At 56.5% G+C, this 11,555-nt stretch carries 12 protein-coding genes; 9 read left to right on the top strand and 3 right to left on the bottom strand.

Translation table 11 applies throughout. The features are described 5' to 3' along the window. Positions 1-231: 231 nt before the first annotated feature. Genes H7849_RS02280 through H7849_RS02265 form a run of 4 tightly spaced genes read left to right on the top strand, consistent with a single transcriptional unit; the run spans position 232 to position 5,829 of the window. Positions 232-2,100 carry a bifunctional serine/threonine-protein kinase/formylglycine-generating enzyme family protein gene (locus tag H7849_RS02280; RefSeq protein WP_349627452.1) on the top strand — a complete coding sequence of 623 codons (1,869 nt, stop codon included), beginning with the start codon at positions 232-234 and terminating at the stop codon, positions 2,098-2,100. Between the two features lie 6 nt (positions 2,101-2,106). After that, a complete protein-coding gene (locus tag H7849_RS02275) occupies positions 2,107-3,006 on the top strand; it encodes a DUF4384 domain-containing protein (RefSeq protein ID WP_186743826.1) in 900 nt (299 codons plus the stop codon). A gap of 28 nt (positions 3,007-3,034) precedes the next feature. Continuing rightward, entirely contained in the window at positions 3,035-3,733 is a 699-nt protein-coding gene (locus tag H7849_RS02270; protein WP_186743825.1) for a DUF4384 domain-containing protein, read from the top strand. Between the two features lie 5 nt (positions 3,734-3,738). Further along, positions 3,739-5,829 (top strand): tetratricopeptide repeat protein, encoded by a 2,091-nt coding sequence (locus H7849_RS02265; protein ID WP_186743823.1) that lies wholly within the window; start codon positions 3,739-3,741, stop codon positions 5,827-5,829. Between the two features lie 48 nt (positions 5,830-5,877). On the opposite strand, the gene H7849_RS02260 is transcribed toward H7849_RS02265, so the two are convergent. After that, positions 5,878-6,843 (bottom strand): deoxyribonuclease II family protein, encoded by a 966-nt coding sequence (locus H7849_RS02260; RefSeq protein WP_186743821.1) that lies wholly within the window; start codon positions 6,841-6,843, stop codon positions 5,878-5,880. Here H7849_RS02260 and H7849_RS02255 point away from each other — a divergent pair. From H7849_RS02255 to H7849_RS02240, 4 genes are all read left to right on the top strand, one after another. Continuing rightward, positions 6,837-7,700 carry a hypothetical protein gene (locus H7849_RS02255; RefSeq protein ID WP_186743820.1) on the top strand — a complete coding sequence of 288 codons (864 nt, stop codon included), beginning with the start codon at positions 6,837-6,839 and terminating at the stop codon, positions 7,698-7,700. The two genes, H7849_RS02260 and H7849_RS02255, sit on opposite strands and share 7 nt — an antisense overlap. A gap of 212 nt (positions 7,701-7,912) precedes the next feature. Beyond that, on the top strand, positions 7,913-8,191 hold the full coding sequence (locus tag H7849_RS02250; RefSeq protein WP_186743818.1) for a helix-turn-helix domain-containing protein: 279 nt from the start codon (positions 7,913-7,915) through the stop codon (positions 8,189-8,191). Then, positions 8,163-9,392, top strand: a complete 1,230-nt coding sequence (locus H7849_RS02245) for a type II toxin-antitoxin system HipA family toxin (protein WP_186743816.1) — start codon at positions 8,163-8,165, stop codon at positions 9,390-9,392. Before H7849_RS02250 ends, H7849_RS02245 begins: the two co-directional genes overlap by 29 nt. A gap of 718 nt (positions 9,393-10,110) precedes the next feature. Continuing rightward, positions 10,111-10,356: a tyrosine-type recombinase/integrase gene (locus H7849_RS02240; RefSeq protein ID WP_186743814.1), complete on the top strand. Its 246-nt coding sequence runs from the start codon at positions 10,111-10,113 to the stop codon at positions 10,354-10,356. Here the strand turns inward: H7849_RS02240 and H7849_RS27280 are convergent. After that, complete coding sequence (locus tag H7849_RS27280; RefSeq protein ID WP_432756559.1) at positions 10,338-10,460, bottom strand: hypothetical protein; 123 nt, start codon at positions 10,458-10,460, stop codon at positions 10,338-10,340. The genes H7849_RS02240 and H7849_RS27280 overlap by 19 nt on opposite strands. Here H7849_RS27280 and H7849_RS27275 point away from each other — a divergent pair. After that, complete coding sequence (locus H7849_RS27275) at positions 10,407-10,547, top strand: hypothetical protein (protein WP_432756537.1); 141 nt, start codon at positions 10,407-10,409, stop codon at positions 10,545-10,547. The genes H7849_RS27280 and H7849_RS27275 overlap by 54 nt on opposite strands. Before the next feature lie 218 nt (positions 10,548-10,765). Here H7849_RS27275 and H7849_RS02230 read toward each other — a convergent pair whose 3' ends face one another. Further along, entirely contained in the window at positions 10,766-11,485 is a 720-nt protein-coding gene (locus H7849_RS02230; protein WP_186743810.1) for a nitroreductase, read from the bottom strand. Positions 11,486-11,555: the final 70 nt, after the last annotated feature.

Here is an 11,555-nt window from a genome sequence, read left to right as displayed (position 1 = left end):
GAGACACTTGCCGGGGCGACCTACAAAAGGCCCAACCCCTCAGCGCGAGTCATTATCACCTTCGCTGCGCAACCTTACAAGACATTTCTTGCTGTACCCCGGAAGCTACCAGCTTCTGCAGCAAAGCTTTGCGGGATAGTGCGCCGTCCCCCCGAAGCGTTTCTCCGTTCTATGCGATACGGGTTATTCTGCACAAAAGTCTGCTGACGCGAGTCGTATAATTGCCAACCAATGCTAACTGAGGATCAAAAGATAGCTGGACTCGAGACGCTTCTCGGGGACAAATACCAGGTCATGCGCCGAATCGGCGGAGGGGGCATGGCTCAGGTGTTCCTGGCCAGGCATCGCCGTCACGGTGGCGTCTTTGCGATAAAGGTTTTGGCCGAATATCTAGCCCAGGATGCTAACATTGTCGCCCGTTTCGAGCAGGAGGCGCGTACCGCAGCTTCCCTCTCCGGCCACCCGAACATCGTTCCAATCTTTGATATAGGCCAGGGCGATGGCCTTCACTATCTCATCATGCAGTACATCTCCGGCGAGGATATGGCAAGCTATCTGCGCCGTCATGGCAAGCTCACCCCTGGAGACGCAGCAAACATAGTTGCGCAAACCGCTGAGGCGCTGGTTTGGTCTGAATCCAAGCGTGTCGTTCACCGCGATCTAAAGCCGGCCAACATGCTCCTCGATACCAATGGCCGGATCATGATCCTCGACTTCGGCATCTCGAAGGCCGTCGACTTAGCCGATGGCCTGACGCGTCCGGGTGAAAGCCTCGGTACTCCCTATTACATGAGCCCGGAGCAGATTCGAGGCGAAGGGTGTGATGTTCGCAGCGACCTCTATTCTCTCGGCGTTGTCTTTTTCGAGCTTCTCACCGGCCAACGGCCGTTCGACAACGAATCTGTTACAGCAATTCAGATCGCACACATTTCAACGCCCCCGCCTTCTGTCCTGAGCTATGATCCGGCGCTTCCGGAGGTGTGCGACAAGCTGCTTCAGAAACTGCTGCAAAAGCGCCGCGAAGACCGTTATCAAAGCCCCCTAGCCTTGCTCGAGGAACTGCATGCACTGGGCGCATCTTCCGCAGCAGGCTCTCTAAGGCCTCAATTGAATCCCGTCATCGAAGCTGAGTTGTCACAGCCGGTCACGCCCTCGCAGACACCCGCTCCTACGGTCGCCCGCGAGGTCACCAGAGCTCAAACTTCCGTTGAAACGCCAGTACAACAACCTGTCCCTATTTCCGCAGGGGTTCCGACGCGTGTTGAATCTACGTCAGCCGACAGCCCACGCAAGAAAAGCAAACTACCATGGATTGCAGCTGCTTTAGGCGCTTGCGTAATCGCTGTCCTGTTGGCATTGTTCCTGATCCCGGCGGGAGCGCCATCAGTGTTCCAGGATGCTCACGGCAAAATGGATCTGGTGCCAGCGGGCAATTTCATTTTTGGAGACGACTCGCCCGAATCACCGCGACCGAGACAAACTATGGCGCTGAATGGCTTCTATGTCGACGAAACAGAAGTCTCAAACCAGGAATACAAGCGCTTCGTAGACGCCACCGGGCATCAGGCTCCCAAATCGGCGGATTTCACCGCGAAGCCTGATAATCCCGTCTACGGCGTGACCTATGACGATGCGAAAGCATATGCCGCGTGGGCCGGTAAGCGATTGCCGACTGAAGAGGAGTGGGAAAAAGCTGCAAGAGGAACCGATGGCCGTCCCTATCCCTGGGGACAGCAACCCTGGACCGATGGCGTGCCCACAGATCTGCAGCCGGTGAATTCCTATCAGGATCGCAAGAGTCCCTACGGAGCGCTCAACATGGCCGGAAATGTCTTTGAATGGACGGCAACCACATTTCCAGCCGGACAGCGTGAATTTGATGATATGCATGTCCAGCTTGGGAGCATAGACTTCTCCAAGACGTGGTACTCGATTAAAGGCGGGAGCTTTTCCCCGCACGGCGATCGATTCTTCAAGAGCTTTTTACGGAGAGGTTTTCCCTCCGATCAGAGTTCGGCGATTATAGGATTTCGTTGTGCGCGAGATCTTCCAAAACCGGGCGCCTTGGCCCGTTTACAGTCTTTACTACACGGACGGTAACTTACTATGCGTGGTTCACTCTTCTTTGCAGTCTTTCTTGCCGCTGGAATCGCCCTTGGTCAGGAATCAAGCCCGCCGTCGGGCATGAGCGCACGTGACATTTTCTGGTCGGCCAGCGACCTGGTGAGCGGAGGCGTCACTCCCAACCCCGGCACAACTGGCGCAAAGGCCGCAAAACCCTCCAGCCCCAAACCAAAAAAGACCACTACGTCTGCGACAACCACATCCGTGAAACACATCGACCCGCAGACGGTTGTGGCAAACGGCTATGGCGCACAACCGCACCTCGTGAGCCTGACGAGCGACCGCATCGGGCTTCGCTACACACTCCTGCAGCGCGATCCCTCAGGGAAATACGTTGAGGTTCTGCCGTCGACGGTCTTCCACAGCGGCGATCACGTGAAGATCAGCATCATGGCCAATCATGCGGGCTATCTCTACATCATCCAGCAAGGATCGAGCGGCACATGGTCGCCGATCTTCCCCAGTCAAGACGCGGCGCAAGGCTCAAACTACGTTGAATCCGGCCAGGTGTACGAGATTCCCAATGATGGCGCATTTGAGTTGAACAAGCAGGCAGGCAAAGAACATCTGTTCATCATGCTGAGCGTCAACCCCATCAATGATCTCGACGGAGCAATCTTCGGACTTAAGGATCAGAAAACAGCGCCTACTCAACCGGCCCAGCCTTCTGCCTCCGAAACGCTGGAAGCGTCGAACCAAATCACCGACACGCTAGTACAACAACTCCAGAGCCGCGATCTGGTTCCAGTTCGGGAGCAGGTAAACACAGCGGCCAACGATGATACCCAGCAAAGTGAAAAAGCCGTCTATGTCGTGAATTCACTTTCTGCTGAATCGCATGGATCGAGGGTCGTCGCACCTCTTGTGCTGGATCATGAATGAAAGTCCGTCCCTGAGGGCGAATCAAATCATGCGAAGACGCTTGTTTCATGCCTCCCTATTGGCTCTGATCTTTTCACTGAGCGCTGTCTCCCAAAATCTTTTGTACGCGCAACAGACTCCTCGGATGGAGATCAGGGTCGAGCGTCAGACGAAAGACAAGAACGTTGAAGTCACCAGTCCGCAGCACGTCTTTCGTTCCGGCGACCTGGTACGCTTCCGCTTTAAGCCGTCCTTCGACGGCTACCTCTACGTTATGGATCAGAGTACGTCGGGCAAGTACATTGTCCTGTACCCCGGAAAAGACGCGCAGGACACAAATCGCGTCGAACGCGACATCGAATATCTGATTCCGCCTGCCCAGGGCGAGTGGTTTCGCGTCGATGATCCTCCGGGATACGAGACCGTCTACTTCGTCATCAGCCCGGTAAGGCTGACGAAGACCACACCAGCACCGTTGCCTCCCGAACCGCCGCCCCCGGGCGCTCCGGCTGAACTGCTTCCGCGTTGCGATGACTCCGTATTTCGCGCGCGCGGCGAGTGTATCGATGTCATGGCCGGCCCACACGCCGTAAGCAAGGATGACCCTCTGCCCGCGCAGCTCCCGGCCATTCCCGGAACCAGCGCGCGCGACATCACCGTCATCAACAAGCCGACGACCACAGTTGTCGCCCCCAGCAGCGGAGAGAATGGTCCGCTGATTTATGAGTTTCGATTGGCACACAAGTAGGACCTATGCGCGGCATTCTTTCTTTGGTACTTGCTCTTGGCATGAGCGCCGTTGGCGCGGCGCAAAATCCCACACCGCCACCCGACCAGCAAAATCGCGACCTCACACATGTAAAGGAATCCGCCCCCGAACCTCCCACTCCGGCCGCTCCAGTCATTCCGCATAGCTACGCTCTGGTTGTTGGAATCGCGCATTACACACACCTTCCTGCGAAAGCACAACTTCAGTTCGCCGACCGCGACGCCGAAGACGTTTACACCACGCTCATCAGCGCCGAGGGCGGCAACTTCCCTGCCGAGAACGTGCACAAGCTGACCAATGAACAGGCCACGCTACAGAACCTGCGCAAGGAACTCGAACAATGGCTGCCATCGGTCACCGGACCGCAAGACCGCGTCCTCATCTATTTTGCTGGTCACGGATTCATCGCAGGCGGCAAAGCCTATCTCGCACCGACTGACGTTGACATCGCGCACCTCTCGACTACAGCGATGCCGATGGAGGACTTGGGCAAAGATATCGGCACAGAGATTCACGGCAAGTGGAAAGTTCTCATCACCGATGCGTGTCATAGCGGAGCAATTACACCAGAAGATGACACCGCGCAAGTGAACCACAGTCTTCTCGACCTCAATACTTCCATGTTTTCGCTCACTGCCAGCCGCGATCGCGAGCAAAGCTTCGAGAGCCCACAGTGGGGCGGCGGCCACGGAATCTTCACCTATTACGTCATTCGCGGATTGCAGGGAGAAGCCGACGCTTCGGGCGATGGCATCGTGACCGCGGACGAACTTGCTGAATACGTCCACAGCAACGTGCGTCTCGCAACGAAGACACTGCAAAATCCAACCTCAGATCGTGGAAGCTTCGACCCAAATATGGTGCTGGCCTACAACCCGGGGCGCTCCGCAAAATGCACCGGACCGAATTGCCCGGGAACTCCGCGCTACGGCACCATGGTGATCCAGACCAACATGGACGGTACTGAAGTCTGGCTTGACGACAAGAGTCTGGGGATCATCGACAAGGCCAAGCCGCAGCGTTTCCCCGGCATTGCTCCCGGACCGCATACGATCAAAGGCGTCCATCTCGGCTATGAGCCAGATGGTCCGCGCGAGGAGCAGATTTATCCGGGGCAGGACACAACCGTCAGTATCCGCATCCTGATCGCTAGGCACAAGGATCACGCAGCCGAAGTGCCCTTCAACAAAGGCATGGAACTCTACACGCGCGGATTCGCGGACAATTACAAGGCAGCGGCGGTCGAATTCGAAAAAGCATTGCAGATCGACCCCGAATACAGTCAAGCAGCGCTCTATCTCGGACGCACTTGGCAGGCGCTTTACGATCCGGAAAAAGCAGAGGTTTATCTGAAGCGCGCCATCGATATCGATCCGGACTACTCTGAAGCGCGCCTCAGCTATGCTGCCGCACTGCTCGACACCGGAGGGTTTGACGAAGCTATACGCCAGACCAATGCCGTCGTTCAACTCGATCCCAAAAACGGCATGGCATGGTATCTGCAATCGCAGGCGTTCTATCGCAAAGGCACTTTCGATCAGGGAATCGACTCAGGAAGGAACGCCGTCAAATTCACCCCGGCGAACGCTGAAGCGCATCTCTGGCTCGCGGAATCGCTGCGTCAGGCCAATCAATGCTCAGAGGCGAATGTCGAATACACGCAGTATCTCTCGCTCAGCAACTTCAACAGCGCCCTCGGAGGTCAGCTCAATTACTACCTCCTGGGAAGCCTCTTCGGAGTCGGAAAGAAAAAGCGAGCGGCCCAGCAAGACATCTGGCGTGAGTTGCGGGCGCAGGCCGACGTAGGCATCTGCGATTGCCAATGGATGCAGAAGCAATTTCAGCAAGCGGCGGAATCATGCCAGAAAGCACTGACCTATGTGCACGACGACCCTTATGCCAACTACCGGCTGGGCATAGTGTATGCGGAAGAATACAACGGAAACGGCAACACGGAATTGCTTAAGGAAGCCCGTCTTCACTTCAGCACGGTGATCGCCCTGATCCCCGATACAGACGAAGCGCAGCGCTCACGCAAGTACATCGCGAATATCGACGCAGTACTGCCCCACTGAACCCCACCCGCTTAGAAATCAACTCGCGAAACAAGCCAGCGTGCGACCCTACTTAGACGGAGCCTCGGTTGGCGCAGTCGATCCTGAAATCAGACTGGTAAGACTCTGAGACAATTGTGCATTGTCGATCGCATAAAACGTGCCGCCTCGCCCGTTCTGGCTACTTCCGCAGTCACTTCCCGATATCGCGCCCTGCTGGTTCATGTCGCCGAAGATCGCGTAGTGATACGTATCGGACGTGGACACACCGAGCTTCGCATGATTGAAATTCGTGCCCAGGCCGCCGGTCAGACCGAATGTCTTTCCCTGCCATGTTCCCGTCGTCGCAATCTCGACCGGTCCCGGCTTGCCCAGCGAATTGCTCCAGCAGCCGATGTCGGAGGTTGCCGTAGTCGAATAGATCTCCGGGGAGGCCCACCATGTGGCAGTTCGCAACGGAACGCCACCGAGGATCGCGGACACCATTTGCCATGGCGGAACATTCAAGTGTGACGGCTTCGAGATCAACTCGACGCCCGTTGACAACTGAACGGATGAGTAGCTCTCGCTCTTCGAGAGCACGCCCAGATTTTCGACCAACTGCTGAACATCGGGTGGCCCACCGTTACTCACAATCTGAGGATTCTTCGGATCAGTCACCACGCTCGCATTGCCAAGCGCCGTCAGGACCTTGACCAGATCATCCTTGGACAGCCGCAAGGCGAAAAAGTGTTGGCTGACTTCGACATCATCATCCTTCACACAGCCCAGCGTGTTGCCATCAGTCGTCCTCGGCGATCTGGCACTGCCCGATGCTGGCCACGAAGGCGTGGAAACCTGCATTACAAATCCCTCGCCCGCTTCATTCCAGGCAACCATCCCTTTTGAATGTCCCCAGGGTGCGCCGCACTCCTTTGTGCATCCGTTGATCTTGGGATCATCATAGAACTGATCGTTCCAGATTACGTAATGATAGGCGCCATTGTAGATTTCATCGAATGTAGCCCCAACCGGAGGCCGCTCAGAACATGTCATTTTTTGCCGATACAAAGGAAACTGTAAGCAGGTTCAAGAACCATATTGACGAGTTTCAGAATCTTTTTCATCGCCACCAAGTAGAGTTCGGAAGTCCAAAGAATATTTGGCGATTCATCGTCAAGCTGAAAAAGGACACGACATTTCGAAGAGATGTCGTCCGGCTTGGGAACGCAGTAGTTCGACGGGAAGGTGGAAAGGTATCCCTCACGATTTTGTTCACCATCATTGCGATTGCGATCGGTGGAATTGGTATTGCCAGCATGGGATGGGCAGTCGGTTTGCCGGCTGCTGCGCTTGCGGCATTATTGGGGTCAATAGGTTTTGGAGTGGGACAAGAGATCGATACCGCAATCAAACCACAGGGGAGTCAAGAAGCCTCCCGCGTTGATCCAGGAACCACCGAGCAACATGAGAGTCCTGATGCCATCACCCCACCGGAAGGGATAATTGTCGATGGTGTGTCGCAATTCGAGCTGAGCATCGCTACCGAGGAATCCGTTTACGCCATCACCGAGGCATTGAAGATCCTGGACGAAACTCTATCCTCGGAGGCCGCAAAGGCTTCAGAGGGTAGACGCAAGTTAGACCAGATTCTGAGCCGTCTAGAGAAACTTGACGGCGACTTTAGTGCCACGTCGAAATACGTATCAGAAGCTCTGCCGTCTCTGGCTCAAACATTTGAAGGTGTCAAGGGTGATCTAAATGCCCAGATCGAAGATATGCAGTCTGCCGTCGAGGCACAAACAGCTCAGATCGGAAAGTTACGGCTTGTGGTCGTCGTCCAAGCAGGTATAACGTTTGTCGTCCTGGCGATTGGGCTCTGCGTCCTGCTGCGCTCTTTTCATGTCATTTAGACTTCCCAATAGATAGGGCTCGAAAGTGCAACTGACCGTCAAACTGGAGCCAGAGGTTGGGAATCTTGATTTGAGTAGTTCGATTCGTGGCGACTCATCCGGGCAGATTTCACCAGGCGGGCTACCGGTTCGTTGTTTGTGGCTGACGTATAATACCTCATATATAAGGTTAATCCATTGACGGGTTACTATTTACCTTATATATTGGGTTCTTGTTAACGCTGTCCTCTATAGGCGAGCAGATCGCCGCACGACGCAAAACGCTGGGCCTCAGCCAGGCTGCGCTGGCGAAACAGGCCAAGGTCGGGCATTCCACGCTCGACGCGCTGGAGAATGGTCGTCTCGGGGAACTGGGCCTCTCCAAGATTGTCCGACTCCTGTCGGCCCTCGGAGTGGAACTCCATATCCAGGAATCGGCTGGGCGTCGGCCAACGCTGGAAGAACTGATGGAAGAGGATCGCGATGATCAAAGTCTGGACCGACGGCGCTGAGGCAGGACTGCTCGACCGCTCTGGCGATCGCGGCAGCACGTTCCTCTATTTGCCCGAAACCATTGGAGAGCGCACGGTCTCCGTAACCATGCCGGTGCGCCTCGCGTCCTGGGACATGCGTTTTGGTCTTCCACCCATTTTCGAGATGAATCTCCCTGAGGGCGTGCTGCGCGAACGGTTGCGGCTCACGTTTGCGAAAGCCACCGGCACGTTTGATGACTTTGATTTGCTGGCCATCGTGGGCCGCTCACAGGTCGGTCGCATCCGCTACACCGGCCAGAAGCAAAATCTCGAAGAAGATGTTCCCTTCCAATCCGTCGATGAAATTCTGGAGCGTCGGCGCGGCGGCGACTTGTTTCGCTACCTAATTGAGCGATTCGCTTCATTCTCCGGCATCAGTGGGGTTCAGCCTAAAGTACTGGTCCGTGATGAGCAAGCTTTCGCGGCCGATTATAAAGATGCGCGGCTCTCGCAGAGCTATCGGGGTGCGACGCATATCGTGAAGTTCTGGGAACCGAACGAATATCCGCAACTGGCGGCGAACGAGTACCTTTGCCTGAAAGTTGCGAAGAAATGCGGGCTCGACGTTCCCCCATTCCAACTCTCCGATGATGGCGGCACGCTGGTAATCGACCGCTTCGACCTTCGCCTCGACGGAACGTACCGTGGCTTTGAAGATTTCTGTGTGCTCAATGCACGGCGCACCGATCAAAAATACAGCGGCAGCTATGAAACCTCAATCCTTAAACGCTTCCAGCAATTCGCGAACTCGCCTCACGTCTACACAGATCTCGAAAAGCTCTTCACGTTAATCGCCCTTAACTGCGCGCTGCGCAACGGCGACGCGCATCTGAAGAATTTCGGAATCGTTTATGAAGATGTACTTGGTGAGGCCCGCTTGGCGCCGGTCTACGACTTGGTTACAACCGCCGTTTACCTGCCCAGAGACAGCATGGCGCTGACACTCAACGGAAGCACCCGGTGGCCGGCCACAAAAGACCTTCAACGCCTCGGTGAAACACGAATCGGCGGCTCGCCGTCGCAGATTAGAGGCATCCTGGAGCGCATCGCGGAAGCAATTGACAGTATCTCGAATGAAGTGCGTGCTTATGTGAAAGAACATCAGGACTTCGCAGACATTGGCGAGCGCATGCTGCAGGAGTGGGAAAAGGGCGCAGCCCACTCGCTCAAGCCGGTTTAAGAGACGCCAATCTTTACCCCTTAGATTTACTCGCGGCACTGCTTCCCCTAACTAAGTTGCGGAGGCTTACCGCGGAGTTGAAGGCCATCTCAGAAATCGGACTGCCATGGAAAGCTGTTTGGCGGATATTGCGAGACGTTGGCTACCAAGGGACGTACAGGCAGTTCGTAACGATGGCGAATCGGCTCACAAGCAAGCCTGGCCAGACTAAGAAGCGGGTCACGGAACCGTTGGAAGTGACGGAATTCCGTGCGCTCATGCTGGAGTTGCCCCAGCGGGGAAGCGCAAAGCCGGGTCTGCGAATCCGCTAATTGTTGGGTTTATTGGTGGACCTGGTCGGGATCAAACCGACGACCTCTTCCATGCCATTCAAACCACAAATTATCGACGGCACAGCACTTACGAGTCGGCTGAGTCGGCAAAACCGGCACAATGGGCGGTGTTTGCGGGCAAAATGCGGGCAACATTACAACGAGTGGCCAGTGGGCTGATCCGTCTGGGATCGGCCCGAACTCCTTCATTACGTCCCCAGCAATTGTGCGGCAACCTGCTGCACAATTGCCGCGGGACACTTTCACGAAAGTACAAAGAAGCTCCCTACAGCCCATCGGAACCATTTGATCCAAGATCAAATGTTGGAACGAGGATCGGGAACACAGTAAGGGGACAGGCTTGACGGTATTCTGACGTTGAAAGTCAGCGACATCGACAGCCCCGCATGGTTGTCCATATTCAGGGAGGCAAGGGGCGCAAGAACCGCGATTTCATGTTGAGTCCGAAGCTGCTCGATGCCCTGCGCGTCTACTGGCGCTCCAGGCGCCCTCGCGTCTACCTGTTTCCGAGCAGCAGCGGCCATCGGGGAGTGGACCAGCCGATCTCCGACAAGACGATATGGAACATATGCTGGACCGCGGCTCGCCGCGCCGGACTCGGGGACAGGCACATTCAGCCGCACACCCCTTGAGGCACTGCTTCGCCACGCATCTTCTGGAAGCCGATGCTGACCTGCGCGCCATCCAGATGCAGCTCGGTCATCGCGACCTTGAGGAAACGACGATCTATCTGCATCTGTCCCAGCGGCATCTTAGCGCAACAGCTAGCCCTCTCGATGCACTTACGTTCTCTGCGCAAGGAGGACCGATGCACAGTTCATGAGCCGGCCTCTGCTGGAGATGGCCGACATGTGTTCGCTGTGCCGGACAAGCATTTCTTGAGCACAGCCGCAAGTGGATGAACTGGCAACACCGAGAAGTGCTGCTGGCCATTGCACGCTGCCGCACGGCTGCGATGGGCGGATATCGCGATCGCTGCTTTTACTTGGCGGGCACAACCGTGGAGCGCCTTTGTCCCTCACCAAGAACAACAGAAACTCGTTAGGTATGATCGGATTGCCACTTTGGGTTCTCACCTTCCGGGAGGCGAGCAACTAAACTGTCGACGAACATGACCGTCTCGTCGAGGGGCGCCCGGCCCGTATGGTCTTCACGCACCGAGACGTCCTCGAACCCGATCGACATGCCGCTATAGAGGATGAGCTCATCCGGGGGGGACAGGACCTCCGCGACGGTCCTGCGATACACCGACCACCCAATCTGCAGGCAACTGTGCAGCCCCTCGGCGCGGAGCAGCAGCATGACGGTCTGCAGATACTCGCCGACGTCGGCCCATTGGGGCAGGCCCAGGTCACGGTCGATGTAGCAGAACAGCCCGGCAGGCGCGCCGAAAAAGTTCCAATTCGCGGCCGCGATCCTCCGGCGCGCCTCCTGGTCCTCGCGCGAAATACCGAGTGCGCCGTAGCGCTGCTTGCCAAAGGCGGCTCGGCGCTCGTGGTACGGGGACTTCAGTGCAGGCGGGTACATCTCGTACTCCCGCTCGTCCCCGGGGTCGCCTGCGGCCACGCGCTCGCCGGCGCGCCTCTTGAGCTCGACAAGCGGGCCGCCGGTCAGCACGTAGACATGCCACGGCTGGATATTCGATCCGGAAGGCGCCCAAGCCGCGGCGGACAGCACGCGCTCCATCACCTCCCTCGACACAGGCTCGTCGGTGAATGCGCGCACCGCCCGTCGGCTTCTGACTGCCTTATATACGTCCATGATCACCTACTTACCGCCTGCCATCCGTTACGTACCTAACTTTCAGTCACTAACTATGTTGATGGATCCT

It is taken from the genome of Alloacidobacterium dinghuense, from assembly GCF_014274465.1.
Lineage (GTDB): Bacteria > Acidobacteriota > Terriglobia > Terriglobales > Acidobacteriaceae > Alloacidobacterium > Alloacidobacterium dinghuense.
Note: the sequence above shows the minus strand (reverse complement) of the source record. Positions and strands in the feature narration are given on the sequence as shown.

Excerpts from the sequence above, each read along its gene's own strand:
- H7849_RS02280 (WP_349627452.1), top strand. The coding sequence starts at position 232 with ATGCTAACTGAGGATCAAAAGATAGCTGGACTCGAGACGCTTCTCGGG.
- H7849_RS02275 (WP_186743826.1), top strand. The coding sequence starts at position 2,107 with ATGCGTGGTTCACTCTTCTTTGCAGTCTTTCTTGCCGCTGGAATCGCC.
- H7849_RS02270 (WP_186743825.1), top strand. The coding sequence starts at position 3,035 with ATGCGAAGACGCTTGTTTCATGCCTCCCTATTGGCTCTGATCTTTTCA.
- H7849_RS02265 (WP_186743823.1), top strand. The coding sequence starts at position 3,739 with ATGCGCGGCATTCTTTCTTTGGTACTTGCTCTTGGCATGAGCGCCGTT.
- H7849_RS02255 (WP_186743820.1), top strand. The coding sequence starts at position 6,837 with ATGTCATTTTTTGCCGATACAAAGGAAACTGTAAGCAGGTTCAAGAAC.
- H7849_RS02260 (WP_186743821.1), bottom strand. The coding sequence starts at position 6,843 with ATGACATGTTCTGAGCGGCCTCCGGTTGGGGCTACATTCGATGAAATC.
- H7849_RS02245 (WP_186743816.1), top strand. The coding sequence starts at position 8,163 with ATGATCAAAGTCTGGACCGACGGCGCTGAGGCAGGACTGCTCGACCGC.
- H7849_RS02240 (WP_186743814.1), top strand. The coding sequence starts at position 10,111 with ATGGTTGTCCATATTCAGGGAGGCAAGGGGCGCAAGAACCGCGATTTC.
- H7849_RS27280 (WP_432756559.1), bottom strand. The coding sequence starts at position 10,460 with ATGCAGATAGATCGTCGTTTCCTCAAGGTCGCGATGACCGAGCTGCAT.
- H7849_RS02230 (WP_186743810.1), bottom strand. The coding sequence starts at position 11,485 with ATGGACGTATATAAGGCAGTCAGAAGCCGACGGGCGGTGCGCGCATTC.